The sequence below is a fragment of the Kitasatospora sp. NPDC088548 genome, assembly GCF_044753005.1.
Taxonomy (GTDB): Bacteria; Actinomycetota; Actinomycetes; order Streptomycetales; family Streptomycetaceae; genus Kitasatospora.
This window is the reverse complement of record NZ_JBIVMI010000014.1, coordinates 12,844-38,109: the sequence shown is the minus strand read 5'-3', so window position 1 is coordinate 38,109 and position 25,266 is coordinate 12,844. Positions and strand designations below refer to the sequence as shown.

At 72.7% G+C, this 25,266-nt stretch carries 20 protein-coding genes, 1 tRNA gene and 1 pseudogene; 3 read left to right on the top strand and 19 right to left on the bottom strand.

Annotated elements, in window-relative coordinates:
• Nucleotides 1-60: 60 nt before the first annotated feature.
• From rho to ACIP82_RS19235, 7 genes are all read right to left on the bottom strand, one after another.
• Nucleotides 61-2,166, bottom strand: a complete 2,106-nt coding sequence (gene rho, locus ACIP82_RS19265) for a transcription termination factor Rho (RefSeq protein WP_363604787.1) — start codon at nucleotides 2,164-2,166, stop codon at nucleotides 61-63.
• Nucleotides 2,167-2,732: 566 nt separating this feature from the next.
• A complete protein-coding gene (thrB, locus tag ACIP82_RS19260; protein ID WP_363604785.1) occupies nucleotides 2,733-3,671 on the bottom strand; it encodes a homoserine kinase in 939 nt (312 codons plus the stop codon).
• A gap of 346 nt (nucleotides 3,672-4,017) precedes the next feature.
• Entirely contained in the window at nucleotides 4,018-5,106 is a 1,089-nt protein-coding gene (thrC, locus tag ACIP82_RS19255) for a threonine synthase (RefSeq protein ID WP_363604784.1), read from the bottom strand.
• Between the two features lie 8 nt (nucleotides 5,107-5,114).
• Nucleotides 5,115-6,407 (bottom strand): homoserine dehydrogenase, encoded by a 1,293-nt coding sequence (locus ACIP82_RS19250; RefSeq protein WP_363604783.1) that lies wholly within the window; start codon nucleotides 6,405-6,407, stop codon nucleotides 5,115-5,117.
• A gap of 138 nt (nucleotides 6,408-6,545) precedes the next feature.
• Nucleotides 6,546-7,937, bottom strand: coding sequence for a diaminopimelate decarboxylase (gene lysA, locus ACIP82_RS19245; protein ID WP_400654599.1), 1,392 nt, complete (start codon nucleotides 7,935-7,937; stop codon nucleotides 6,546-6,548).
• Between the two features lie 87 nt (nucleotides 7,938-8,024).
• On the bottom strand, nucleotides 8,025-9,686 hold the full coding sequence (gene argS, locus ACIP82_RS19240; protein WP_400654596.1) for an arginine--tRNA ligase: 1,662 nt from the start codon (nucleotides 9,684-9,686) through the stop codon (nucleotides 8,025-8,027).
• A gap of 84 nt (nucleotides 9,687-9,770) precedes the next feature.
• A complete protein-coding gene (locus tag ACIP82_RS19235) occupies nucleotides 9,771-10,199 on the bottom strand; it encodes a response regulator (RefSeq protein ID WP_363604780.1) in 429 nt (142 codons plus the stop codon).
• A gap of 174 nt (nucleotides 10,200-10,373) precedes the next feature.
• Between ACIP82_RS19235 and ACIP82_RS19230 the strand changes: the two genes are divergently transcribed.
• Nucleotides 10,374-10,445 (top strand) — tRNA-Arg (locus ACIP82_RS19230).
• 151 nt (nucleotides 10,446-10,596) lie between these two features.
• Here the strand turns inward: ACIP82_RS19230 and ACIP82_RS19225 are convergent.
• From ACIP82_RS19225 to ACIP82_RS19205, 5 genes are all read right to left on the bottom strand, one after another.
• Nucleotides 10,597-11,574, bottom strand: coding sequence for a trypsin-like serine peptidase (locus ACIP82_RS19225; RefSeq protein WP_400654593.1), 978 nt, complete (start codon nucleotides 11,572-11,574; stop codon nucleotides 10,597-10,599).
• 105 nt (nucleotides 11,575-11,679) lie between these two features.
• Nucleotides 11,680-12,648, bottom strand: a complete 969-nt coding sequence (locus tag ACIP82_RS19220; protein ID WP_363604777.1) for a carbohydrate kinase family protein — start codon at nucleotides 12,646-12,648, stop codon at nucleotides 11,680-11,682.
• Nucleotides 12,649-12,750: 102 nt separating this feature from the next.
• Nucleotides 12,751-14,376, bottom strand: a complete 1,626-nt coding sequence (locus ACIP82_RS19215; protein ID WP_400654590.1) for an MFS transporter — start codon at nucleotides 14,374-14,376, stop codon at nucleotides 12,751-12,753.
• Between the two features lie 254 nt (nucleotides 14,377-14,630).
• A complete protein-coding gene (locus ACIP82_RS19210; RefSeq protein ID WP_363604775.1) occupies nucleotides 14,631-16,337 on the bottom strand; it encodes a DUF885 domain-containing protein in 1,707 nt (568 codons plus the stop codon).
• A 65-nt stretch (nucleotides 16,338-16,402) separates the two neighbouring features.
• The gene (locus ACIP82_RS19205) at nucleotides 16,403-17,092 is read right to left on the bottom strand and encodes a rhomboid-like protein (protein ID WP_363604774.1); all 690 of its coding nucleotides are present in this window, start codon (nucleotides 17,090-17,092) and stop codon (nucleotides 16,403-16,405) included.
• A 321-nt stretch (nucleotides 17,093-17,413) separates the two neighbouring features.
• Between ACIP82_RS19205 and ACIP82_RS19200 the strand changes: the two genes are divergently transcribed.
• The gene (locus ACIP82_RS19200; RefSeq protein WP_400654587.1) at nucleotides 17,414-18,148 is read left to right on the top strand and encodes a TetR/AcrR family transcriptional regulator; all 735 of its coding nucleotides are present in this window, start codon (nucleotides 17,414-17,416) and stop codon (nucleotides 18,146-18,148) included.
• Nucleotides 18,149-18,182: 34 nt separating this feature from the next.
• On the opposite strand, the pseudogene ACIP82_RS19195 reads toward ACIP82_RS19200, so the two are convergent.
• Nucleotides 18,183-18,410 (bottom strand): annotated as a pseudogene (locus ACIP82_RS19195) (fumarylacetoacetate hydrolase family protein); the annotation flags it as partial.
• 170 nt (nucleotides 18,411-18,580) lie between these two features.
• Between ACIP82_RS19195 and ACIP82_RS19190 the strand changes: the two are divergent.
• The gene (locus tag ACIP82_RS19190; protein WP_400654585.1) at nucleotides 18,581-19,279 is read left to right on the top strand and encodes an MBL fold metallo-hydrolase; all 699 of its coding nucleotides are present in this window, start codon (nucleotides 18,581-18,583) and stop codon (nucleotides 19,277-19,279) included.
• Here the strand turns inward: ACIP82_RS19190 and ACIP82_RS19185 are convergent.
• The 6 genes from ACIP82_RS19185 to ACIP82_RS19160 all read right to left on the bottom strand — a co-directional run bounded on the left by ACIP82_RS19185 (nucleotide 19,235) and on the right by ACIP82_RS19160 (nucleotide 24,947).
• A complete protein-coding gene (locus tag ACIP82_RS19185) occupies nucleotides 19,235-20,473 on the bottom strand; it encodes a serine/threonine-protein kinase (protein ID WP_363604756.1) in 1,239 nt (412 codons plus the stop codon). The two genes, ACIP82_RS19190 and ACIP82_RS19185, sit on opposite strands and share 45 nt — an antisense overlap.
• 95 nt (nucleotides 20,474-20,568) lie before the next feature.
• Nucleotides 20,569-21,555, bottom strand: a complete 987-nt coding sequence (locus ACIP82_RS19180) for an ABC transporter substrate-binding protein (RefSeq protein WP_400654583.1) — start codon at nucleotides 21,553-21,555, stop codon at nucleotides 20,569-20,571.
• 51 nt (nucleotides 21,556-21,606) lie between these two features.
• Complete coding sequence (locus ACIP82_RS19175; protein ID WP_400654581.1) at nucleotides 21,607-22,383, bottom strand: amino acid ABC transporter ATP-binding protein; 777 nt, start codon at nucleotides 22,381-22,383, stop codon at nucleotides 21,607-21,609.
• Nucleotides 22,380-23,426 carry an amino acid ABC transporter permease gene (locus tag ACIP82_RS19170; protein WP_400654579.1) on the bottom strand — a complete coding sequence of 349 codons (1,047 nt, stop codon included), beginning with the start codon at nucleotides 23,424-23,426 and terminating at the stop codon, nucleotides 22,380-22,382. Before ACIP82_RS19170 ends, ACIP82_RS19175 begins: the two co-directional genes overlap by 4 nt.
• A 55-nt stretch (nucleotides 23,427-23,481) precedes the next feature.
• Nucleotides 23,482-24,429: an ABC transporter substrate-binding protein gene (locus tag ACIP82_RS19165; RefSeq protein WP_363604750.1), complete on the bottom strand. Its 948-nt coding sequence runs from the start codon at nucleotides 24,427-24,429 to the stop codon at nucleotides 23,482-23,484.
• Nucleotides 24,426-24,947, bottom strand: a complete 522-nt coding sequence (locus ACIP82_RS19160; protein WP_363604749.1) for a GNAT family N-acetyltransferase — start codon at nucleotides 24,945-24,947, stop codon at nucleotides 24,426-24,428. Before ACIP82_RS19160 ends, ACIP82_RS19165 begins: the two co-directional genes overlap by 4 nt.
• Between the last annotated feature and the right edge of the window lie 319 nt (nucleotides 24,948-25,266).

The following is a 25,266-nucleotide window of genomic DNA, read 5'->3' as shown; positions in this document are numbered from 1 at the left end:
CGGAACCCCGGACCGCTCGCGCGGTCCGGGGTTCCGTGTTCACGAGTGACCCGAGTGCGGTCAGTCGCCGGACCCGGGGGTCGTCTTGGCGATCTGCATCAGGAACTCGGCGTTGCTCTTGGTCTGCTTCATCTTGTCCAGCAGCAGCTCGATCGCCTGCTGCGAGTCCAGCGCGTGCAGCACCCGGCGGAGCTTCCAGACGATGGCCAACTCCTCGCTGCCCAGCAGGATCTCCTCCTTGCGGGTGCTGGAGGCGTCGACGTCGACGGCCGGGAAGATGCGCTTGTCCGAGAGCTTCCGGTCGAGCTTGAGCTCCATGTTGCCGGTGCCCTTGAACTCCTCGAAGATCACCTCGTCCATGCGCGAGCCGGTCTCGACCAGCGCGGTGGCCAGGATGGTCAGCGAGCCGCCGTTCTCGATGTTGCGCGCGGCGCCGAAGAACTTCTTCGGCGGGTAGAGCGCGGTCGAGTCGACACCACCGGACAGGATGCGGCCGGAGGCCGGCGCCGCCAGGTTGTAGGCACGGCCGAGGCGGGTGATGGAGTCCAGCAGGATCACCACGTCGTGGCCCAGCTCCACCAGGCGCTTGGCACGCTCGATGGCCAGCTCGGCGACGGTGGTGTGGTCCTCCGCCGGGCGGTCGAAGGTCGAGGAGATGACCTCGCCCTTCACCGACCGCTGCATGTCGGTGACCTCTTCCGGACGCTCGTCGACCAGGACGACCATCAGGTGGCACTCGGGGTTGTTGTGGGTGATCGCGTTGGCGACCGCCTGCAGCACCATCGTCTTACCGGTCTTCGGCGGCGCGACGATCAGACCGCGCTGGCCCTTGCCGATCGGCGACACCAGGTCGATGATCCGGGTGGTCAGCACGCCCGGGTCGGTCTCCAGGCGCAGCCGGTCCTGCGGGTACAGCGGGGTCAGCTTGTTGAACTCGGGGCGGCCGCGACCGCTCTCCGGGTCCATGCCGTTGACGGAGTCCAGCCGCACCATGGCGTTGAACTTCTCGCGGCGCTCGCCGTCACGCGGCTGGCGCACCGCACCGGTGATGGCGTCACCCTTGCGCAGGCCGTTCTTGCGGACCTGGGCGAGCGACACGTAGACGTCGTTCTGGCCCGGCAGGTAGCCGGAGGTGCGCACGAACGCGTAGTTGTCGAGGATGTCGAGGATGCCCGCGACCGGGATCAGCACGTCGTCCTCGCCGACCTGCGGCTCGACCACGCCGGCCTCGAAGCCCTCGCGGCGGGTGCCGCGGCCCCGGCGGTCACGGTAGCGGCCACGACGGCCCCGGCGACCGTCGCCGAACTCGTCGTCGTCGTAACCGCCCTGCTGCACCTGCGGCTGGACCTGCTGGCCGCCCTGACGGCTCTGCTGGCCGTCGCTCTGGGCGCTCTGCTGCTGGCCCTGCTGCGCGGGCTGGCGGTCGGTGCGGTCCCGGCGGTTGCGGCGGTCGCGACGCGACTCGCGCGAGTCGGCGTCCTGGCCGGCCTGGGCCTCGCCGCCCTCCTGACGGCCGTCGCGCTCGCCGCCCTCGCGGCGGTCCCGGCGGTCCCGGCGGTCGCGGCGGGTCTCGGTACGACCCTCCTCGCGGCCCTCGAAGGTGCGGGTGGCGTCCGGGCGGGCCTCGGCCTGCTTGGCCTCGGTGGCGACCGCGGCGGGCGCCTCGGCGGTCTCGGCGACCGGCGCGCCGGCGGCCGAGGTGGCCCGGCGGCGGGTGCGCTCGGCACGGGCCGGCGCGGCGGTCTCGGCGGCGGCCTGGACCGGGATCTCGATCTGGGCGGCCTGCGCCTCGGCGGCCGGGGCCTCGGCCTGCGCGGCGCGGCTGCGACGGGCGGGCTTCTCGGCCGGCTCGGCCTGCGCGGCGGCCTCGGCCGGAGCGGCCTTGGCGGCGCGCTTGGCGGCCGGGGCGGCGGTGCTGCCGCCGGCCGCGAGCAGCGGGTCCCCGCCGCTCTTCTCCTTGATGGCCTCGATCAGCTGGCTCTTGCGCAGGCGTCCCGTGCCGCTGATTCCGAGCGTCGAGGCGAGCTTCTGCAGCTCGGCCAGGACGAGGCCGTCCAGGCCCGCGGCGGCGGTGCGACGGCGCCGGGCCGGGGCCGCGGGGGCGGCGGCTGCGTCCGGCGCCTCGGCGTCCGGGCGCGCGCCCATCAGATCGGTGGTGTCGCTCACTAAGGGTCCTTCCCTGGAGCGGACGTCGGCCTGTCTGGCTCGGCGACCGGTTGTGCTGTCCTGACCAACGCTCGACTGCGTCGGTCCGAGGCGGTGATCCCCCGAATGGCGGTTGGCCCGTCGGGGGAGAGCTGCGAGGTGCGGTGCGTGAAGCACGGTGGTGCTGAGTGGCGCGGTCGAGTGCCGACCTGCGCTGTTGCCTGCGAATCCCGGGCCCCCGTCGCGTGACAGCGGCCCGTGCTCCGCCCGTCCTCGCCTCTAGGTGGGAGGCCGCGGGTGGGAGTCAGGTGCCATCACGGCTTCGGGATGCGGCCGCATGTGCGCAGGCAGGCTGCGTACGCGCTGCGGTGGGCTCCCGGAGAATCGTCGCCCCGGATATCGCCGGGACTCCGCGTGAGCGGAGTGCTGGGATCGGGACGCGGCGCACCGAGCCCCGGAGGGCACCTGGTGCAGCAATGAGGTTAACACTACCGACCCCCTCAGACATTCCCCAGCCTTGCGCTTACCAATCGTGTCCGGAGGACCCGGCTCCGGCCGTGCCGGACCGGGCCCCGCGGACGACGTGCTCAGACGTCGAGCGGGAGCACCGAGGCCCCGGCCCGGTCGAGTTCCAGCCGGTGGGCGGCGAACGCCGGGCCGCCACCGTGGCCGTGGTCACCGGCGAACGCCAGCACCTTGTCGGCGCCCGCCTCGTCGGTGAGCGCGAGGACGGTCGGCCCCGCGCCGGAGATCACCGCGGGGATCCCCTCCGCGCGCAGCGCGCCCACCAGGGCGGCGCTGTCCGGCATCGCGGAGGCCCGGTAGTCCTGGTGCAGCCGGTCCTCGGTGGCGGCGAGCAGCAGCTCGGGCCGCCGGGTCAGGGCCTCCACCAGCAGCGCGGCGCGGCCCGCGTTGACGGCGGCGTCGGCCAGCGGAACGGTCTTGGGCAGCAGGCCGCGGGCGGTCTCGGTGAGCACCTCGGTGGCCGGGACGAACACCACCGGGACGACCCGGTCGGACGGCTCCAGGGTGACGGCCCTGGCCGACTCCTCGTCCGTCCAGGCCACCGTGAAGTTGCCACGCAGGCAAGCCGCGACATTGTCCGGGTGGCCCTCCAGTTCGGAGGCGAGGACCAGCAGCGCGTCGTCGTCCAGGGCGGACGGGCCGCCGATGGTGACGGCGCGGGCGGCCACGATGCCGGCACAGATCGCGGCGGAGGACGAGCCCAGGCCGCGGCCGTGCGGTATCCGGTTGGCGCAGACCACCTCGAGGCCGCGCGGCTGGCCGCCGAGCCGGTCGAAGGCGGCCCGCATCGAGCGGACCACCAGGTGGCGCTCGTCGCGGGCCAGGGTGTCGGCGCCCTCGCCGGCGATGTCGACGGAGAGCCCGGAGTCGGAGACCCGGACGACCACGTCGTCGTACAGACCCAGCGCGAGTCCGAAGGCGTCGAAACCGGGGCCGAGATTGGCGCTGGTCGCGGGGACCCGGACCCGGACGGCGGCGGCACGGAACGCAGGACCGGCCATGCGGTGGACTCTCCTGGGGAAATCGGGCGGCGCGAAGCGCGTCGGTGCGAGGGTGGGGAGGGGCCGCGGGCCCCGGCCGGGGCGGGCGGTCACAGTCGTTGGTGCGGCCCGCACAGGGGCCGGACCCGGGGCATGTGCCACACGGCCGGACCCAGAGTATCGAAGACAGGTTCCACAGTGGTACACCCCGTAGGCCTTCGATCTGGTGTGTTGCCGCTTCTGGCCGGAATACATGCGGCGATGGCGTCGGAAAGCGCCATGAAATTGACACAAAAGTGTCAGCCGGGAACGGCGGTGGGCCGACCCCCGAAAGGGTCGGCCCACCGTGCGCCCGTGGGTCCGCCGGTCAGTCCAGCAGGCCGAGCCGCTGGGCGGCCGCCTCCGGGTCGACCGGGACGATCTGCGGCTGCGGCGCGCCGGCCACCGCCCAGTCCGGGTCCTTGAGGCCGTTGCCGGTCACCGTGCAGACGATCCGCTGGCCCGGGTCGACCAGGCCGGCCTCCGCCTTGGCCAGCAGGCCGGCCACCGAGGCGGCCGAGGCGGGCTCCACGAAAACGCCCTCCTGAGAGGCCAACAGCCGGTAGGCTGAGAGGATCTGACGGTCGGTCACCTTGTCGATGAGGCCGCCCGACTCGTCGCGCGCGGCGAGGGCGAAGTCCCAGGAGGCGGGGTTGCCGATCCGGATCGCGGTGGCGATGGTCTGCGGCTTGAGCACCGGGGCGCCGTCCACGATCGGGGCCGAGCCGGACGCCTGGAAGCCCCACATCCGCGGCTTGCGGGTGCTCAGGCCGTCCGCGGCGTACTCGCGGTAGCCCTTCCAGTAGGCGGTGATGTTGCCCGCGTTGCCGACCGGGAGGACGTGGATGTCGGGCGCGTCGCCGAGCATGTCGACGATCTCGAACGCGGCCGTCTTCTGGCCCTCGATCCGGACCGGGTTCACCGAGTTGACCAGCGCCACCGGGTACTTCTCGGACAGTTCACGCGCAAGGGTGAGGCAGTCGTCGAAGTTGCCGTCCACCTGAAGGATCCTGGCGCCGTGCACCAGCGCCTGGCCCATCTTGCCGAGCGCGATCTTGCCCTGCGGCACCAGCACCGCCGACACCATCCCGGCGCGCACCGCGTAGGCGGCGGCGGAGGCCGAGGTGTTGCCGGTGGAGGCGCAGATGACCGCCTGGGCGCCGTCCTCCTTGGCCTTGGAGATGGCCATCGTCATGCCCCGGTCCTTGAAGGAGCCGGTCGGGTTGGCGCCCTCCACCTTGAGGTAGACGTCGCAGCCGGTGCGCTCGGAGAGCACCTGGGCGGGGACCAGCGGCGTGCCGCCCTCCAGCAGGGTGACCACGGGAGTCGTGGCGCTGACCGGCAGACGGTCGCGGTACTCCTCGATCAGGCCGCGCCACTGGTGGGTGTGCGCGCCTCGGGCGATCGCTGCGTTCATGGTGCTTCCTACTCCCCTTCAACCCGCATGATGCTGGCCACGTCCCGCACGCTGTCCAGCGCGCGGAGCTTGTCGACCGTCGCCGACAGCGCGGCGTCGGTGGCACGGTGGGTGACCACGACGAGCGAGGCGTCGCCGTCGCGGCCCTGCTGGCGCACGGTGTCGATGGAGACGCCGTGCTCGGCGAAGGTGGACGCCACCTGGGCGAGCACGCCCGCGCGGTCGTCCACGTCCAGGCTGACGTGGTACCGGGTGACCACCTCGTCCATCGGCTTGGCCGGCAGCCGGGTGTACACCGAGTCGCCGGGGCCGGTGGCGCCGGCGAGCTTGTTGCGGCAGACCGCGACCAGGTCGCCGAGGACCGCGGAGGCGGTCGGCGCGCCGCCCGCGCCCGGGCCGTAGAACATCAGCCGGCCGGCCGCCTCGGCCTCGACGAACACCGCGTTGTACGCCTCGCGGACGGAGGCGAGCGGGTGCGAGAGCGGGATCATCGCCGGGTGGACCCGGGCGGTGACCGACTCGCCGTCCGCCGCCCGCTCGCAGATCGCCAGCAGCTTGACCACGCAGCCCATCCGCTTGGCGGAGGCGATGTCGGCGGCGGTCACCTCGGTCAGGCCCTCGCGGTAGACGTCCGCCGCGGTGACCTTGGTGTGGAAGGCGATGCCGGCCAGGATCGCGGCCTTGGCGGCGGCGTCGAAGCCCTCGACGTCGGCCGTCGGGTCCGCCTCGGCGTAGCCGAGCGCGGTGGCCTCCTCCAGCGCCTCCGAGTAGCCGGCGCCGGTGCTGTCCATCTTGTCGAGGATGAAGTTGGTGGTGCCGTTGACGATCCCGAGCACCCGGTTGACCCGGTCGCCCGCGAGCGACTCGCGCAGCGGGCGCAGCAGCGGGATCGCGCCGGCCACCGCGGCCTCGTAGTACAGGTCCACCCCGGCCTCGGCGGCCGCGGCGTGCAGTTCGGTGCCGTCCTTGGCGAGCAGCGCCTTGTTCGCGCTGACCACCGAGGCGCCCTGCTCGAACGCCGACAGGATGAGGTGTTTGGACGGCTCGATACCGCCCACCACCTCGATCACCACATCGATGTCGCCCCGGTTGACCAGGGCCTCGGCATCGGTGGTGATCAGGTCCTCGGGCACGCCCGGGCGGGCCCGGCCCGCCCGGCGGACCGCGATGCCGACGAGCTCGACCGGCGCGCCGATGCGCGCGGCGAGGTCGGCGGCGTCCGTCGTCATGATGCGCGCCACCTCGGAGCCCACCACACCACAGCCCAGCAACGCCACCTTCAGCGGCCGCGTACGCATCATCCGACTCCGCTCTGCATTCATCGTGCTTCGGTAGTTCCGGCGGGGTTTCGGGGGTCCGCCGGACCTTCGGTCTGTTCCAGTCTCCGGGACTTTCCGCACGGATCTACGGTCGTTCCATGATCTGAGACAAGGATTTCGTCATCCGATATCGAGACGCAGGAGATCCTCCTCCGTCTCGCGCCGGACGATCACCCGGGCCGAACCGTCCTTGACGGCCACCACGGGAGGCTTCAGGGCGTGGTTGTAGTTGCTCGCCATCGAGCGGCAGTACGCGCCGGTGGCGGGCACCGCGATCAGGTCGCCCGCGGTCAGGTCGGCCGGCAGGAAGGCGTCCCGGACGACGATGTCGCCGGACTCGCAGTGCTTGCCCACCACGCGGACCAGCATCGGCTCGGCGTCGCTGGAACGCGACACCAGGGCGACCGAGTACTCGGCGTCGTAGAGCGCGGTACGGATGTTGTCGGACATGCCGCCGTCCACGCTGACGTAGGTGCGCAGGCCCTCCAGCGCCTTGACGGTGCCGACCTCGTACAGCGTGAACGCCGTCGGGCCGACGATCGCCCGGCCCGGCTCCACGCTCAGCCGGGGGGCGCTCAGCCGGGCGGCGGCGCACTCGCGGCGGACGATCTCGGCCAGCGCGGCCGCGATCTCGGCCGGTTCGCGCGGGTCGTCCTCGCTGGTGTACGCGATGCCGAGGCCGCCGCCGAGGTCGATCTCGGGCAGCTCGACGCCGTGCTCGTCGCGGATCTCGGCGAGCAGGCCGACCACCCGGCGGGCGGCGACCTCGAAGCCGGCCGTGTCGAAGATCTGCGAGCCGATGTGCGAGTGGATGCCGCGCAGTTCGAGGCTCCGGTGGGCCAGGACCCGGCGGACCGCCTCGGCCGCGGCGCCCCCCGTCAGCGAGAGCCCGAACTTCTGGTCCTCGTGCGCGGTGGCGATGAACTCGTGGGTGTGCGCCTCGACACCGACCGTGATCCGGATCAGCACCTGCTGCCGGACGCCGTGCCGGGCCGCGATCGCCGCCAGCCGCTCGATCTCCTCGTAGGAGTCCACCACGATGTGGCCGACACCGGTCTTCACCGCGTGTTCGAGCTCGGCCACCGACTTGTTGTTGCCGTGCAGCGCGATCCGCTCCGCCGGCATCCCGGCGGCCAGCGCCACCGCCAGCTCGCCCGGGCTGCAGACGTCCAGGTTCAGGCCCTCCTCGTGCAGCCAGCGCACGACGGCCTTGGAGAGGAACGCCTTGCCGGCGTAGTACACGTCCGCCTCGGTGCCGAAGGCCTCCCGCCAGGCGCGCGCCCGGGCCCGGAAGTCCTCCTCGTCCAGCACGTACGCCGGGGTGCCGAACTCGGCGGCCAGCCGCTTGACGTCGATGCCGCCGACGGTGGCCACGCCCTCGGCGTCCCGGGTGACGGTCCTCGACCAGACCTTCGGGTCGAGCGCGTTCAGGTCGCTCGGCGGCGCCTGGTAGTGGCCCTCGGGCAGCACGTCGCCGTGGCGGGGACCTGCGGGGTGTGCGGAGCGGCTCATCTGTCTTCTCGTCCTTGACCTATGGCGAGGGGCGGCGACGGTCTCCGTCGACCGTCCGCCGCCCCCGCTGCGCGCTTGGGGGTGGTGCTACATCCGCTCGGGCGCCGAAACGCCCAGGAGCGTGAGGCCGTTGGCCGTGACCGTTCGCGTGGCCTCGACCAGCCAGAGGCGGGCCCGGTGCGTGTCCGTGAGCTCCTCGTCGCCCTTCGGCAGGAACATGCAGTTCTCGTACAGGCGGTGGTACTTGCCCGCGAGGTCCTCCAGGAACCGCGCGACCCGGTGCGGCTCGCGCAGCTCGCCGGCCGTGGCCAGGACGCGCGGGAACTCGCCGAGGGCGCCGAGGATGTCGTTCTCCCACGAGGTGGAGAGCAGCTCGGGTTTGAAGTCCTCCGCCGCGCCCTTGTCCACGCCGAGCTGAGCGGCCTTGCGCGCCACTCCGCACATCCGGGTGTGCGCGTACTGGACGTAGTAGACCGGGTTCTCGTTGGTCTGGCTGGTCAGCACGTTGATGTCGAGCGTGATGGTGGAGTCGGTGGACGAGCGCGCCAGGGTGTAACGGGCCGCGTCCACGCCGATCCAGTCGACGACGTCGTCGATGGTGATGATGTTGCCGGCCCGCTTGGACATGCGGACCTCTTCGCCGTCGCGAAGCATCTTCACGAACTGGCCGATCCTGACCTCGATGTTGCGGTCCATGTCGTCGCCCGCGCAGGCCGAGATGGCCTTGAGCCGGTTGACGTAGCCGTGGTGGTCCGCGCCCAGCATGTACACCGAGACCTCGGAGCCGCGGTCCCGCTTGGAGAGGTAGTACGCGGCGTCGGCGGCGAAGTAGGTGGTCTCGCCGTCGGCCTTGATCAGGACGCGGTCCTTGTCGTCACCGAAGTCGGTGGTGCGCAGCCAGATCGCGCCGTCCCGCTCGAAGACGTGGCCCTGCTCGCGCAGCCGCTCGATGGCCTGCTCGATGGCGCCGGAGTCGTGCAGCGACTTCTCCGAGAACCAGGTGTCGAAGTGGGTGCCGAACTCGTCCATCGAGCGCTGGATCTCGGCCACCATGAGCTTGAGGCCCTCGGTGCGGAAGACCTGGAGCTGCTCGTCCCCGGGCAGGTCGAGCACGCCCGGGACGCCGTCGGTGATCGCCTTGGCGATGTCGCCGATGTACTCGCCGACGTAGCCGTCCGCGGGCACCTCGCGCCCGTTGGCGGCGGCCTGGAGCGAGGCGGCGAACTTGGAGATCTGCACACCGGCGTCGTTGAGGTAGTACTCGGTGGTGACGTCGGCGCCGGAGGCCTTCAGCACGCGGGCCAGCGAGTCGCCGACGGCGGCCCAGCGGACGCCGCCGATGTGGATCGGGCCGGTCGGGTTGGCGGAGACGAACTCCAGGTTGATCCGCAGACCCCTGAGCGCCTCGTTGCGGCCGTACTCCGCGCCCGCCTCGACGATGGTGCGGGCCAGCTCGCCCTGGGTGGCGGCGTCGAAGGTGATGTTCAGGAAGCCCGGCCCGGCGATGTCGACCCCGGCGACCCCGGGCAGCTCTCGCAGACGGGCGGCGACCAGCTCGGCCACGGCTCGCGGCGGCTTGCCGGCCGGCTTCGCGAGCTGGAGGGCCACGTTCGTCGCGTAGTCGCCGTGGTCCCTGTTCTTGGGTCGCTCGACCGTCACGTGCTCGGGCACGGCGACGGCCAGCTCGCCCGCCTCGACGGCGGCGCTCACTGCGGCCTGGACTGCCTGGGAAAGTTCTGCGGGGGTCACGACGCCAAGCGTAGGCGAGACGGGGTGCCCGCCCGCCACCCGGTTTACCGGTTGAGACACCCGGCCGCCGTGGCGGCGGGGGTGTCAGCCACGATCCGTCCGATCTGTTCGCTCAGGGCGAAATCCGCCCGGTGTCCCGCCCAGCACCATCAACCGCCGCACCAGCGCCACCAGATCGGCCGGGTCGAAGGGCTTGCCCAGGTAGCCGTCCACCCCGACCGACTCCCCCAGATCGAGATCGGCCGGCGTGCAGGCGCTGACGATCGCGATGGGCAGCCGGCGCGTCCCCGGCGCCGCCCGCAGCCGGGCCGCCGTGCGCAGACCGTCCAGCCGTGGCATCACCACGTCGAGCGTCACGACGTCCGGCTTCACCCGGCGGACCACCTCCAGGCACTCGGCCCCGTCGGCGGCGGTCACCACCTCGAAGCCCTCGAGTTCAAGATTGACCCTGATCAGCTGGCGGATCGCCTCGCTGTCGTCCACCACGAGGACCCGCCCGGACTCTCCAGACACCTCACCGAGGGTATCGGCGCGCCCCGCGCCCCGTCCGGCCTTTCGCCACTTCCGCTTCCGCTCCCCGCTCCCCGATCGACCGGCCGATCACCCGTCGGCGAAACCCGTGCACGGAGCACGCCCCGGGCCTGGTAATGTTCTCCACGTCGGAGCGAACGCGAAGACACCAAGCAGGCCCCCGTAGCTCAGGGGATAGAGCACCGCCCTCCGGAGGCGGGTGCGCAGGTTCGAATCCTGCCGGGGGCACTTCGCGAGAAGTGCAACAGAGGCCCAGGTCAGTGGAGTTCATCCACGGATCTGGGCCTTCGTCATGTTCCGGGCCGTACCGGCCCCGTGCCCCGCCCGCCGGGCCGGCCGCCGGGGATGGCGGGCTGTGACGGCGGGCCGGGCGGCCGGCTCAGGAGGCCGCCGCCTCGGCCTCGGTGTAGAGGTCGGCGATGGTGTGGTCGAAGTAGGCGCTGTAGGAGGTGTCGGAGGTGTCCCCGCCCTGCTGGTAGCCGCCGATGGTGCCGATGACGTGGCCGGTGGCGGTGCTGATCCAGGGGCCGCCACTGGTGCCGCCCGGGTAGTCGGGGCAGTCGACGACGCGCTGGTAGGCGGACTCGCGGCCGGTGGTGTTGGCGCAGAGGATCGGGGCCTCGGAGTCGGCGGGGTAGCCGTAGAGGCGGACGGCGGAGCCGAAGGGCTCGTCGGTGCCGAGCTGGTTGGCGCCGACCACGTCCTCGATCCGCCGGCCGTTGCTGGGGGCGGTCTCCAGGATCGCGAAGTCCTCGTCCTGGTCGCCGTTCTGGGACCAGCCGGCGGCGGTGTGGACGGCGGTGACCCGCCAGGTGCCGTACGGGGCGGTGCCGTTGTGGTAGCCCGGGGCGAAGGTGACGCCGTCGGCACCGCCGAGGCAGTGGGCGGCGGTGAGCAGCAGGTTGCCGGTCGGGCTGTGCAGCACGCTGGCGGTGCAGAAGTGGTTGCCGGGCCCGACCCCGCCGCTGAACAGGGCGCCCACGGTGGCCGCTTCGGGGGTGGCCTGGGCCTCGGCGGTGGTGCCGGCCCTGACCGTGGTCGGCGCGGCGGTCGGCGCGGACGCGCGGGCGAGGAGCGACGGGTCCTCGCCCGAGGCCTCGTCCGAGGGGGTGGGCTCCGCCGTGGGGGTGGGCTCCGTCGTGGGGGACGGCGGGTCCCCGGCGGTCGACGGGGCGGCGGGCGGCGGGACGGCCGGGGCCCCGTCGACCGCCGGGGGCGGGCTGCCGACGGCCGTCGCCTCGGAGGTCACACCGTGGGTGCCCGCCACCACCGTCGCCGCGGTGAGGGCGGCGAGAGCGGTGAACAGGACGGGGGCCAGAAGGCGTCGGCGGGGGTTACGGCGGCGGTGCTGGCCCATACCTGCTCTGCTCCTGCCTCGGGGGTCGGCGCGAGTACGGTCCGACTATGGCGGGTGGAGCTGGGAAGGGTGTTATGCGCGGCTGGGAGCCGGATGAGAAATAGGTCACTCCGCCGGACGTCCGGCGCCGCCGGCGCCCCCGGCACCGCCGCCCTGGCCCACCGGACCGGCCGGCGCCGCGGCCAGTTCGGCGGGGGTGATGAACGCGGTGTGCGTCCCGGCGGTGGTGCAGGCGAAGGCCCCGGCCACCGAGCCCGCCCGGGCGCAGTCCAGCGGCGGGCGGCCCTGGAACCAGGCGTGCAGGAACCCGGTGACGAAGGCGTCGCCCGCACCGTTGGTGTCGACCACCGGGCGGCCCGGGTCGACGGCCGGGAGGTGGCGCGGCGGGGCGTCGCGGGTGAGCAGGTGGCAGCCCTCGGCGCCGGCGGTGGCGATCACGGCGGTGGCCCGGCCCTCGGCGAGGATTCCGCGCATCACCTCCTCGTGCCGGCCCCGGCAGCCGGCCACGGAGAGGAAGACCAGGTCGGAGTTGACCGCGTAGTCCCGGTGGTGCGGCTCGCGACCGTCCCAGTCGTGCAGGTCGGTGGAGGTGGTGCGGCCGAGCCGGTGGAGATCCCCGTACATGGCGCGGTTGGTGCCGGTGATGGAGAGGTGCACATGCCGGCTGCGCTCGACGTACGGCAGGTAGAACGAGCGCGGCAGCCGCAGGTCGGCGGGGTGGCGGGCGTCGAAGAAGGAGAAGCGCCGACCGGCGGCGTCCACCAGGTTGACCGCGCGGGGGGTGCCGTGCGGCGAGACGAGGTGGGCGAAGGTCAGGCCCTGGCGGGCGTACTCGGCGAGCACCAGCCGGCCCTGCGGGTCGTCGCCCAGGTAGTCGATGAAGGCGGTGCGCAGGCCGAGGTGGTGGGCGCCGAGGGCGACGCCGTTGCCGGTGTGGGCGACGTAGTCGCGGACGGGCCCGACCTGCTGCGATTCGCCGGGCGGGACTTCGAGCCGGTCGACCCGGACGATGGTGTCGACGCCGGCGCCGCCGACGACGAGCAGGTCGAACTCGAACGGCTCGGGGTCCGGCACGGCGGCGCCTCCTTGGTCCTGGACGGTGCCCAGGAGGGTCCTGGACGGTGCCCAGGAGTCAAGCAGGCCCCGGAGGTCGGCTGCAAGACCTTGCGGCAACTTTCAGGAGGCCCGCTGTCTCCCGGTGGGCGTCACCGCTCCCGCCTTGGCGCTCGCGTCCGTCTCCCGCGCCGTGACCCGCGCCCGCGCGCCCGCCTCGGCACGCGTCGCGGCACTGGCACCGGCACTGGCACCGGCACCGACCGCACTGACACCGACACCGACCGCCCTGGTGGCCTCGCCGGGCGCCGGGCGGTGGTTGATCAGCAGGAACGCGGCCAGCGCCGCGAGCAGCAGGACGCCCGTCGCCACCCAGGTGGCGGTCACATAGCCGTGCACCGCGCCCTGCGCCCGGACCCGCGGGTCGGCGGCGATCCGGGTGGCGAGGTAGCTCGCGGTGGCGCTGGCCGCGATGGTGTTCAGCAGCGCCGTACCGAAGGAGCCGCCCACCTGCTGGGCCGAGTTGATGGTGGCCGACGCCGCGCCGGCCTCGTTCCGGGCGACGCCGAGGGTGGCCAGGCTCGTCGACGGCATGAACACCATGCCCATACCGAAGCCGAGCAGCAGCTCGGCGGGCAGCACCGTGCCGGCCCACGGGCTGTCCACCGTCATCCGGGTCAGCCAGGCCATCCCGCCCGCCGCGATCACCAGGCCGGAGGCGACCAGGTTCCGGGTCGGCACCCTGGTCGTCATCCGGGCCGAGAAACCGGTCGACGTGGCGACGATGGAGACCGTCATCGGCAGGAAGGAGAGGCCCGACAGCACCGGCGAGAAGTGCTTGATCACCTGTAGGTAGTAGGTGAGGAAGAGGAACAGGCCGTACATCCCGATCATGGTCAGACCGATCGAGAGGGCGGCGCCGCCGCGGTTGCGGTCGGCGACGATGTGCAGCGGGAGCAGCGCGTGCCTGGTGCGCTTCTCGACCAGGACGAAGACCACCAGCAGGACGGCGCCCAGTGCCAGCGCGCTCAGCACCAGCCCGTTGCCCCAGCCCCTGGTCACGGCCTCGGACATGCCGAACACGACGGCCAGCAGGCCGCCGCAGCCCAGCACCGCGCCGGGCAGGTCCAGTCTGACCCGGTGCCCCTTGCCGATGTGGTCGGCGGTGAGGACGTAGGAGGCGGCGAAGGCCGCGGCGGCGGCGATCGGGGTGTTGACGAACAGGCACCAGCGCCAGTCCAGGTACTCGGTCAGCAGGCCGCCCAGGATCAGGCCGATCGCGGCACCGCCGCCGGCGATCGCGCCGAAGACGCCGAAGGCCGTCCCGCGCTCCCTGGGGTCGGTGAAGGTGGTGGAGAGTAGTCCCAGCGCCGACGGGGCCAGCAGCGCGCCGAAGGCGCCCTGAAGGGCGCGGGCCCCGAACAGCATCGCCGGTCCGGACGCCGAGCCGCCGAGCGCGGAGGCGAGGGCGAAGCCGAGCAGGCCGACGGTGAAGACGCGTCTGCGGCCGAAGAGGTCGCCGAGCCGGCCGCCGAGGAGCAGCAGGCCCCCGAAGGCGAGCGTGTAGGCGGTGATCACCCACTGCCGGTTGGCATCGGAGATGCCGAGGTCCCGCTGGGCCGACGGCAGAGCGATGTTCACGATGGTGGCGTCGAGAACGATCATGAGCTGGGCGATGGCGATGACCGTCAGGGCCCACCATCGGCGGCTGTCCGCCGCCTCACGACCGGTGGCAGGGTGCGAAGACACTGGAGAGCCTTCCGGACGGGTACGGAGAGGTCGCGCAGTCGTCTTCCAGCCAAACGCCCATGGCAGGGAATGGCAAGGAAAAATCCCGCCAAATCCATAGGAATGGGACAAAAGAACCAGGTCACCGGGGTCGGAGGGACCTCGGAGGGACCAGAGCCCCGGGCCGGAGGACGAGGCCGCCCTCCGGCCCACGGGCCCCCGCGGTCATCAGGTGTGACCGCCGGGGCCCGGGCGCTTCCGGCCGGAACCGGTGCCTACAGCGCGGTCAGCTCCGCGACCAGGTCGTCCAGGCCCAGCGAGCCCTGCGACAGCGCGGCCATGTGCCAGGCCTTGAGGTCGAACACCTCGCCCCGCGCCTCGTGCGCCGCCTGCGCCGCCGCCCGGCCGCGCAGCCAGGCGCGCTCGCCCAGCTTGTAGCCGATCGCCTGGCCCGGCATGCCCAGGTAGCGGACCAGCTCACTGTCCAGGAAGTCCGTGGACAGCCCGCAGTACAGGCCGAAGAACTCCCGGGCGGCGTCCGGCAGGACGGGCTCGCCCGGCCGGTACGGGGAGTCCGCGGGGAAGTCCAGGCCGACGTGCATGCCGATGTCCACGATCACCCGCAGCGCCCGCATCATCTGGGCGTTGAGGTAGCCGAGCCGGTGGCCGGGGTCGGTGAGGTAGCCCAGCTCGTCCATCAGGCGCTCGGCGTAGAGCGCCCAGCCCTCCAGGTTGGCGCTCACCCCGCCGATGCTGACCTGGTAGGTGGAGAGCCGGTCGGCGACGTAGTTCCACTGCGCCAGCTGGAGGTGGTGGCCGGGAACGCCCTCGTGGTACCAGGTCGAGACCAGGTCCCAGACCGGGAACGCCTCCCGGCCGATGGTCGGCAGCCAGGTCCGCCCGGGGCGGGTGAAGTCCAGCGAGGGCGCGGTGTAGTACGGCGCGGCGGCGCTGCCGGACGGGGCGATCATCGACTCGACCCGGGTGATCGGCTCGGCCAGGTCGAAGTGGGTGCCCTGGAGGTCGGCGATCGCCTGGTCCATCAGGCCCTGGAGGTACTCACGGGCGGGCTCGGCGCCCTGGATGGCCGGGCCGTCGCTCTCCAGCCACTTCATCGCCTCCATCGGGGTGGCGCCGGGCCGCACCTTCTCGGCCTCCACCCGCATCTGCGCCAGCAGGTCGTGGAACTCCTGCCAGGCCCAGCCGTACGCCTCGTCCAGGTCCAGGTCGGCGCCGGTCCAGTAGCGGACGAAGCGGCCGTAGCGCTCACGGCCGGTGGTGTCGGGGGCGTCGGCGGCGGCCGGGCCGTAGACGTCGCGCAGCCAGTCGCGCAGTTCGGCCAGCGCCCCGGCCGCGGCCACCGCGTGCTCGGACAGGCCCGCGCGCAGGCCCTCCGGGGCGTCCTGGACGAGCTCGCCGAACCAGCCGCCGGGCTGCTCCCCCTCCAGCCACTCGCCGATCTGCCCCACCACGGTGGTGACCTGGCGGGGGCCGGAGAGCAGGCCGCGCTCGATGCCCTCGGTGAGGGTCTCGCGGTACTGCGCCAGCGCGACGGGCACCCGGGCCAGCCGGCGGCCGAGCACCTCCCACTGCTGCTCCGTGTCGGTGGCCATCAGGGTGAAGACCTCGCGCACGTTGTGCACCGGCGAGCCCATGTTGCGGACCGCACGGAAGTTCTCGCCCGCGTCGTGGACGGCCAGTTCGGCGGTGAGCCGCTCGCGCAGCAGCCGGGCGCAGCGGCGCTCGGCCTCGTCCTCGGCGGCGCCGGCCTGCTCGGCCTCGGCGAGCCGGGCAAGGGTGTGGCGGCCCAGTTCGGCGACCGCCTCGTCACCGGCCGGGGAGAGGTCGGGCAGCCGGTCGTCATCGGGGTGGAGGCCCAGGTACACCGCCGTCAGCGGGTCGAGCACGGCAAGGGCCTGGACGTAGGCATCGGCGATACGGCGTGGGGTGGTGCCGTCGGAGCTGATCAGTTCTTCAACCATTCGGACATCATTTCGCGGCCCGGGCCGATTGCAAGTCCCTTACTCGCCGCCTCGACCGGCCCGGTTCAGGCTCCGGACCGCCGGGCCCGCCACCACTGCCGGAGCAGGCCCGGATCCCAGGTGGGCCGTCCGCGCGCGAAGGGCCGGAAACAGAGGCCGATCAGCACCGCGCAGAAGTGTCCGAGATCCGTGAAGGTGTGCGACGTGATCAGCGGCACCAGGTAGAAGACCACCACCCCGCCCCCGTACAGCCACCGCAGGCGGCCGGCGAACCGGTAGGTGAGCACCGCGGCCACCCCGGCCAGCGCGTACGAGACGCCGACGTCCACGGTGCGGGCGAGACTGTCGTGCAGCCGGCCGCTGGTGATGCCCCAGGCGACTATCCCCTCGCTGACGAAGGTGGCCCCGACGTGCGCGGTCGCGGCGACCGTGAACCAGCGCCAGGTGCCCAGCCAGCGTTCGGCGTTGGCGTGGAAGAGGCTGAAGAGGACGAAGTAGGAGAGGAAGCTCGCCTGCTCCGTCCAGATCGCGCTGGCGATCAGCGCGTGCACCGGGTGCGAGCGCAACTGGTCCAGATTGGTGGACCGGGCCGCCAGGAACCAGTGCAGCCTGGCCGGGTTCATCCGCGCCACGACGAAGCTGGTGGCCGCCAGCACCAGCAGCCAGAGGTACGTCCCCGGCGCCGACCCGATCCACCCCCCGACCGCCCGCGGCACCCGGCGGACGAGGCTCGCACGCGTGGGCGTCTCTGGCATCCGGCCGGGCTTCCTCGTCGACGGTTCGGGCATTTCCCCCCCATAGTGGGCGCCTCCCCCACCACCGCCCGGCACCCTCGGCTCGCGTGTTGCCCGTGCACGAGCAGCGCCAGACCCCGGCCCGCGTCCGCCAGGGCACAGCGGACACGGACGGCCTGAGCCGTCCGGCGAAGCCGCCTGCTGACTCCGGAGGAACCCCGCACAGGAAGTCGGTGGGGCCGACTTCCTGTGCGGGGCAAGCGAGGGTGGCGGCGGGGTTCGTTCCGGAAGTGGGGTGCAGGCCGGGAACGGATCGGAGCGGGGCCCATTACGCTGGCCGCCATGGAAGCCAGCCCAGCGCCCTCGCCGCCCGTTTCCGACGGCCGCCCGCGTCGTAGCGGGTACCGGAGGCTGCCGGTGCAGCAGCGGCGGGAGCAGCTCATCTCGGTGGCCCTGGAGCTGTTCGCCTCGCGACCGCCGGAGGAGGTCAGCCTGGACGATGTCGCGGAGGCGGCGGGGGCGTCGCGGCCGCTGGTGTACCGCTACTTCGCGGGCGGCAAGCAGCAGTTGTACGAGGCCGCGCTGCGCAGCGCGGCGGAGGAGCTGACCAGCCGGTTCACCGTGCCGCCGGCCGGGACGCCGACCGAGCAGCTGTCGGCCGTGCTGGACAGCTACTTCACCTTCGTGGCCGAGCACGACGCCGGGTACTCGGCGCTGCTGCGGGGCGGTTCGGTGGTGGAGACGGCGCGGACCTCGGCGATCGTCGACGACGTGCGGCGGGCGGCGCTCCGGCGGACGCTGCGCCACCTCGGGGTGCGGGAGGCCGGGCCCCGGCTGACGCTGCTGGTGCGCTCGTGGATCTCGGTGGTCGAGGGCGCGTCGCTGAGCTGGCTGGACGAGGGCCGCACGCTGCCGGTGGCCGAGCTGCGGGACTGGCTGGTGGACCAGTTCGTGGCGATGGCCGCGGCGACGGCGCTGCGCGATCCGCAGTCGGCGGAGGTGCTGGCCGGCGTGCTGGCGCTGGAGGACCCGGCCGAGTCACGGACCGAACGGCTCCAGGCCGTGCTCACCCGGTAGCCCCGCCCCCGGGACCGGGTACCGGGCGGGGTGCTCAGGCCTTGCCGAGCACCTGGCGGCGGCGGCCGAGCCCGTCGATCTCGGTCTCGACCACGTTCCCCGGCGCCAGGAGCGGGGTTCCCGGGCGGCCCGGGGTGACGCCGGCCGGGGTGCCGGTGACGATCACGTCGCCCGGCTCCAGCACCATGAACTGGCCGGCGTACCGGACCAGTTCCAGCACCGGGAAGATCATCCGGACGGTGGAGCCGTCCTGCCGCAGCTCGTCGGAGTGGCCGCACACCGGCCCCGGCCTCTTGCCTGCGAGGCATGTCAAGGCACCCGCCCGCGAACCAGGCGGCTCCGCCCTCCGCCCCCGTCCGCCCCCGGCGAACAGCCGCACGCCCAGGGCGAACAGCCGTTGTGGGCGGGGAGCCCGGCACACAGGATCGGGACATGGAGATCACCCGCGTACGACCCGAGTTGTCCATGATCACCCTGGAGTTCGGGACGGCCTACCTCTGGCGGGACGAGGACGGGCTGACCCTGGTCGACACCGGTATCGCCGGGTCGGCGGCGGCCGTCGAGGAGGCGATCCGCTCGCTCGGGGCGGACCCGTCGGCGCTGCGCACCATCGTGCTGACGCACCACCACGAGGACCACACCGGCTCCGCCGCCGAGCTGGCCGGGCGCTGGGGCGCCGAGGTGGTGGCGCACCGGCTGGAGGCGCCGGTGATCCGGGGCGAGCGACCACCGGTGCCGCCGGTGCTGAGCCCCTTCGAGCAGGAGATCCGGGACGGCCTGCCGCCGCTGCCGCCGGCCCCGCCGTGCGCGGTGCACCGGGAGGTGGTGGACGGGGACGTGCTCGGCTTCGGCGGCGGCGCGGTGGTGGTGCACGTGCCGGGGCACACCGACGGCAGCATCGCGCTCCACCTGCCCGGCCCCGGTGTGCTGTTCACCGGGGACGCGGTGGCCAATCCCGGGGGCCGGACCATGTGCGGGGTGTTCAACACCGATCCGGTACGGGCCGCCGGCTCCCTCCGCCGCCTGGCGGGGCTGCCGGTGGAGACGGCGGTGTTCGGGCACGGCGACCCGATCACGGCCGGTGCGTCAGCCGCCCTGCGGGCCGCCGCCGAGCAGCCGCTGGAGCGGTAGCGGCCGCGCCTCCCCCGGCCGCGTCTCCCCCGGGCGCGCCTCCCCCCGGCCGACACGGTCCCGTTCGCGCTGCCAGTGGTCCAGGTCGCGCAGGGCGTCGGCGCGGGCGTCCGGCTCGCCGGCCAGCGCCGGGACCAGTTCGCGCAGCAGGGCGACGGCGGCGCCGGGACTGCCACCGCGGGCCTGCCAGAGGGCCAGGTCGTGGCAGGTCCGCAGGGTGCGCAGGTCGGTGGGGCCGCAGATCCGGGCGAGGTCGGGGATCAGCGCCTCCAGCATCCGGACGGCCTCCTCCGGGGCGCCGTCCGCGCCGCGCTGCCAGGCCTGGTCGGCCCGGCGGCGCAGCTGTTCGGGGCTGGGGTCGTCCGGTCCGAGCAGGCCGGGCCGGACGTCCCGCAGCCGGCGCCGGACCTCGGCGGCGTCGGCGGGCCGGTCGGCCGGGTCCTTGGCGAGCAGCTGGCGCACCAGGGCGGCCAGCGCCGGGTCGGTGGTGCGGACCGGCGGCGGGACGTCGTTCAGGTGCTGGTACATCATCGCGGCGGCCGTCCCGGCGTTGAACGGGCGCCGGCCGGTGCAGAGCTGGAAGAGCACGATGCCGAGCGCGTAGAGGTCGGCCCGGCCGTCGAGCGGGGCGCCGGCCCAGCACTCGGGCGCCAGGTAGGGCACGGTGCCGATGACGTTGCCGGTGGAGGTGAGGCCGACGGACTGGCTGAGCAGCCGGGCGATGCCGAAGTCCAGCACCTTGGCCTCGCCGGCCTCGGAGATCATGATGTTCTCGGGCTTGATGTCCCGGTGCACCACGCCCGAGCGGTGCGCGGCGTCCAGGGCCTTGCAGACCTGGCGGATCCAGCGCAGCGAGAGCGCCGGGTCGGGGATGCCCTCCTTGAGCACGGCGGACAGCGGCCGGCCGCGGACCAGCTCCATCACCAGGTAGTGGGTGGACCAGGCGCCGTCCTGCACCCGGCCGTAGTCGTGCAGGGTGACGATGTGCGGGTTGGAGAGGCTGCCGACGGTCCTGGCCTCCAGGATGAAGCGGTCGACCGCCTCCTGGTCGCTCGCGTTCTCCTCGGAGAGGACCTTGACCGCGACCGGACGGCCGAGTCTGGTGTCGTGGGCCGCCCAGACCACGCCGAATCCGCCCCGGCCGAGCTCCCGGTCCAGCCGGTAGCGGCCGTCCAGCACCTCCCCCGCCCTCATGCCTTCCCCCAGTCCGCCAAGTCCGATGGATCCGAACGGTGTTCACCGCGACCGGGGCCACCATAGCGGTGGGGGAAGACATCGGGGTGAACGGCTCACGGCTTCGGCTTGGGCAGGCCCTCCGGGTTCAGTTCGGAGGTCGGGACGGCCTCGTTGTCCAGGCCCCAGCGCTTGAGCACCTGGCCGTAGCTGCCGTTCCCGATGACCTCGTTCAGCGCCTCGTTGACCGCCTTGACCAGCCCGTTGTCCTTCCTGGTGGTCGCCGCGATCTTGCCGACCACATTGGCGCCGCCGCCCGAGTAGGTGCCGATGATCTCGGTCTCGCCGGTCTGGACGGCGTGGAACGAGGCGCTGGGGTTGGGGCCGACGTAGATGTCGATCCGGCCGGAGGAGAGCGCGAGGTAGTAGTCGGAGGAGTTCTGGTAGTACTTGATGTCGGCCGGCTTGAGGCCGTTCTTCACGTTCTCCTCGTTCCAGGAGACCAGCAGCTTCTCCTGGTTGGTGCCGGAGGAGACGGCGATGGTCCGGCCGGCGATGTCCTTGGGCCCGGTGATCTTCCAGCCGCTGCCCTTCCTGGCCTCGAAGCCGAGGATGTCCAGCCGGTAGGTGGCGAAGTCGTACTTCTCCTTGCGGGCCTCGGTGACGGTGATGTTGGAGAAGCCGACGTCGTACTTGCCGCTGTCCAGGCCGACGAAGATGTTCTCCCAGGAGACCGGGTTGAACTCCGCCTTCAGGCCGAGGACGTTGGCGATCAGGGAGGCGATGTCCGGCTCGACGCCGATGATGGTCCTGTCGTCGTTGGCGTAGAAGTCCAGCGGCGGTGTGGTGCCGAGCGAGTCGACGACCGTCAGCGTCCCTCTCTTTCTGATCTCCTCCGGGACCAGTGCCGCGATGGCGTCGACCTTCGGTGTGGTGATGCGGTTCTGATTTGGCGTCAGATTGACCGTGATGCCGTTGGGCGCGGTGCTGCCCTTGGCGGGCGCGAGTTCCGCCGTGGCGTCCGAGGAGCCGCCGCAGGCGGCCAGGGTGAGGGCGGCGGCGGCCGCGACGGCGGTCACGAGGGCACGGCGGGGCAGGGACATGGCGGAACTCCTTGACGGGTGAAGGGGTTTCGGGGACGGCACGAGCCGGGGTCAGAGGACCTTGGCGAGGAAGGCGCGGGTGCGCTCGTGCTGCGGGTCGTCCAGGACGGCACCCGGCGGGCCCTGCTCGACCACCACGCCGCCGTCCATGAAGACGACGGTGTCGGCGACCTCGCGGGCGAAGCCGATCTCATGGGTGACCACGATCATCGTGGTGCCGCTCCCGGCCAGGCCCCTGATGACGTCCAGCACCTCACCGACCAGCTCCGGGTCGAGCGCCGAGGTGGGCTCGTCGAAGAGCAGCACCTTGGGTTCCAGGGCCAGCGCGCGGGCGATCGCCACCCGCTGCTGCTGCCCGCCGGAGAGCTGCCGGGGGTAGGCGTCCGCCTTGTCCGCGAGGCCGACCCGGCCGAGCAGGTCCAGCGCGGCCGCCCGGGCCTCGGCCTTCCGTCGGCGCAGCGCGCTGACCGGCGCCTCGATGATGTTCTCCACCACGGTGAGGTGCGGGAACAGGTTGAAGTTCTGGAAGACGAAGCCGATGTTGGTGCGCTGGCGCAGCACCTCGCGCTCCTTGAGCTCGTGCAGCCGGTCGCCGGACCGGCGGTAGCCGATCAGCTCGCCGTCGATGGCGACGAAGCCCCGGTCCAGCTTCTCCAGGTGGTTGATCGCGCGCAGCAGGGTGGACTTGCCGGAGCCGGACGGACCGAGCACCACCGTCACCGAGCCGGCCGGGACGTCGAGGTCGACGCCGCGCAGCACGGCGAGCTGCCCGAAGCTCTTGTGCAGGCCCCTGACCTGCACCATGGGTTCGGCGGCGAGCGTGGTCATGAGCGTCCTCCGGGGGCCTTGTCGGCGGGGGCACGGGCAGCGGTACGGGCAGCGGTACGAGCGGCGGTACGAGCGGGACCGCGGCCGGTCCGGAGGCCCCGGACGAAGGCCAGGGCCCGCCGCAGCGGGGTGGGCGGCGGGGTGCGCTCGGCGCCCCGGGCGAAGTAGCGCTCGACGTAGTACTGGCCGATCGACAGCACGGTGGTCAGCAGCACGTACCAGACGGTGGCGACCATCAGCAGCGGCACCACCCGGCCGGTGCGGCCGTAGACGACCTGCACCTGGTAGAAGAGCTCGCCGATGGCCATCACATAGACCACCGAGGTGCCCTTGAAGAGCGAGATCACCTCGTTGGCGGCGGCCGGCAGGATGCCGCGCATCGCCTGGGGGAGCACGATCCGCCAGGCCTGGCGCCAGCGCGGGACGCCGAGCGCGGCGGCGGCCTCGCGCTGGCCGGCGTCGACGGAGATGATGCCGCCGCGGATGATCTCGGCGGCGAACGCGGCCTGGTGCAGGCCGAGGCCGAGCACGGCGGCGCCGATCGCGCCGAGCACGCCGACCGTCTCGAAGTCCGCGAAGGTCGGGCCGAACGGGATGCCGACGCCGAACCGCTTGTAGAGATAGGACAGGTTGAACCAGAAGACCAGCTGGACGATGAGCGGGATGGACCGGAACGCCCAGACGTAGGCCCAGGCGATGGACTGCAGGACCGCGCTGCGGGACAGCCGCATCGCGGCCACCACGGCGCCCAGCAGAAAGCCCAGCACGGTGCCGTAGAAGGTGAGTTCGAGGGTGCGGCCGACGGCCCGCAGGATGGTGTCGGCGGAGAAGAAGAGCCGGAAGGTGGCCCAGTCCCAGCCCGGGTTGGTGGCCAGCCCGTGGGCGAACTGGGCCAGGACGACGAGCGCGGCGAGGCCGGCCGCCCAGCGCCAGGGGTGCCGGGCGGGGACGGTCCGGAGCCCGGCCAGCTCACCCAGGTCGAGGGCGGCGGCCGGTCTGGCCGCCGGTTTGACCAGGGGGCCGGTCGCGGTGGTGACGGTCATGGTGGGATTCCTCCAGGAGACCTGACGCAGGGGGGCCCGAAGCCCGGACAGGGGATCACGCGTGCTCGGGCGGGCTGATCAGGGACTCCTTGATGGCCGAGTCGGCGACTCCCCACTTCGCGAGGATCCGCTCGTACGTCCCGTCCTTGATCAGCTGGTTGACGGCCGCCTGGAACGCGGGGGTGAGCGTGGAGCCCTTCTTGAAGGCGAAGCCGACGTCCAGACGGTGGAACTCACCGAGGAACCTCGTCCCGGACGCCTCCTGCGCGGCCTGGTAGCGCAGGCCGTTGATGGTGGACATCGAGATGTCCACCCGGCCCTGCTGGAGGCTGGTCAGCGCGGCGCCGGTGTCACTGAACGCCTTCACCTCGTACGGCTTCCTGCCCGCGTCGGTGCAGACGTTCTTCCTGCTGTTGAGCGTGGTCTCGAAGGTGGTGCCGGCACCGGTGCCGATGGTCAGGCCGCAGAGCTGGAGCAGGTCGGTGACCGGCTGAATGGTGGTGTTGTCCTTCTTGACCGCGAAGCCCTGGCCGTCGTCGATGTAGGTGACGAAGTCGATGGTCTTCAGCCGGGCCGTGGTGACGCCGAAGTTGCCGGTGCCGACGTCGAACTTGCCGCTGCCGAGGGCGGGCAGGATGGTCTCGAACGCGGCCTCCTCGCGCTGCACGGTCAGGCCGAGCACCCTGGCCACCGCGTCGGTGAAGTCGATGTCGATCCCGGCCGCCTTCTTGGTGGCCTGGTCGGCGTAGAACGCGCCGGGCGGGGTGCCGAACGAGGACCCGAACTTCACCGTGCCGGAGGTGCGGACGTCCTCCGGCAGCAGCGCGGCGGCGGCGTCCGACCTGGCGATCCCGGAGACGATGTCCTGCGTGGCGGCGGCGAGCGCCTCGCCGCCGCCACCCGGCCGGGCGGCGATCTTCGGGTCCGAGCCGCACGCGGCCAGCGCCAGGACCGGCAGCAGGGCGGTGGCCGCGTACAGGCGGCGGACGATGGTGGTTCTCACGGGAGTCGGTGCCTTTCGGGGGTTCGGACGGTGCGGCCGGGCAGGTGCTTCTCGAACGGCAGCGGGCCGATGGTCAGCGGGTCGGCCGTGACGTCGAAGAGCGGGGTGTAGCCGGTCGCCAGGTAGAGGCCCTTGGCCTCCGGCTGGCGTGGCCCGGTGGTGAGGTAAATACGGGTGTAGCCGGCCGCCTCGGCGGCCCGTTCCAGCTCCGTCAGGACCCTGCGGGCCAGGCCCCGGCGGCGGTGTGCGGAGTGCGTCCACATCCGCTTCAGCTCGGCGGTCCGCTGGTCGTACCGCTTGTACGCGCCCCCCGCCACCGGCTCGCCGTCCTCCAGCAGGAGCAGCAGGACGCCGGCCGGCTCCGCGAAGGCGTCCTTCGGGTAGCGGGTCATCTCCTGGTGGGCGTCCGCTCCGTACCGGCTGACGTACTCGTGGGTGAGTTCGCGCAGCAGCGGCTCGACCAGCGGGTCGTCGATGGTGACCCGGCGGACCTCGACGGCCAGGCCGGTACGGCTCACGCCTGCACCGCGATCAGCTGGTGGCGGTCGCGCTCGGCCCGGGCCGCCTTCGCGACGCAGGACGCGGTCGGCCGGTGGACCAGCGGGATCTGGAGCTTGTCGGGCATGGTGACTGACCTTTCGGGTTGTGCGGACATCCGGTGGACCGCGGGTGGGCCGGGGCCGGAGCAGGCCATGGCGGAGCCGGACGCGGCACGCGAGGCGCGGAACACGGCTGCGCGGCGGCGACGGTGAAGGGGTGAAGGTGCAGGCGACGGTGGCGGAATCGGTGACCGGGGAACTGCCGGAGCGCAGTGGGGAGGAGGGCGAAGCGGAAGGC

Excerpts from the sequence above, each read along its gene's own strand:
- thrB (WP_363604785.1), bottom strand. The coding sequence starts at position 3,671 with ATGGCCGGTCCTGCGTTCCGTGCCGCCGCCGTCCGGGTCCGGGTCCCC.
- thrC (WP_363604784.1), bottom strand. The coding sequence starts at position 5,106 with ATGAACGCAGCGATCGCCCGAGGCGCGCACACCCACCAGTGGCGCGGC.
- ACIP82_RS19250 (WP_363604783.1), bottom strand. The coding sequence starts at position 6,407 with ATGATGCGTACGCGGCCGCTGAAGGTGGCGTTGCTGGGCTGTGGTGTG.
- lysA (WP_400654599.1), bottom strand. The coding sequence starts at position 7,937 with ATGAGCCGCTCCGCACACCCCGCAGGTCCCCGCCACGGCGACGTGCTG.
- ACIP82_RS19225 (WP_400654593.1), bottom strand. The coding sequence starts at position 11,574 with ATGGGCCAGCACCGCCGCCGTAACCCCCGCCGACGCCTTCTGGCCCCC.
- ACIP82_RS19210 (WP_363604775.1), bottom strand. The coding sequence starts at position 16,337 with ATGGTTGAAGAACTGATCAGCTCCGACGGCACCACCCCACGCCGTATC.
- ACIP82_RS19205 (WP_363604774.1), bottom strand. The coding sequence starts at position 17,092 with ATGCCAGAGACGCCCACGCGTGCGAGCCTCGTCCGCCGGGTGCCGCGG.
- ACIP82_RS19200 (WP_400654587.1), top strand. The coding sequence starts at position 17,414 with ATGGAAGCCAGCCCAGCGCCCTCGCCGCCCGTTTCCGACGGCCGCCCG.
- ACIP82_RS19190 (WP_400654585.1), top strand. The coding sequence starts at position 18,581 with ATGGAGATCACCCGCGTACGACCCGAGTTGTCCATGATCACCCTGGAG.
- ACIP82_RS19185 (WP_363604756.1), bottom strand. The coding sequence starts at position 20,473 with ATGAGGGCGGGGGAGGTGCTGGACGGCCGCTACCGGCTGGACCGGGAG.
- ACIP82_RS19180 (WP_400654583.1), bottom strand. The coding sequence starts at position 21,555 with ATGTCCCTGCCCCGCCGTGCCCTCGTGACCGCCGTCGCGGCCGCCGCC.
- ACIP82_RS19175 (WP_400654581.1), bottom strand. The coding sequence starts at position 22,383 with ATGACCACGCTCGCCGCCGAACCCATGGTGCAGGTCAGGGGCCTGCAC.
- ACIP82_RS19170 (WP_400654579.1), bottom strand. The coding sequence starts at position 23,426 with ATGACCGTCACCACCGCGACCGGCCCCCTGGTCAAACCGGCGGCCAGA.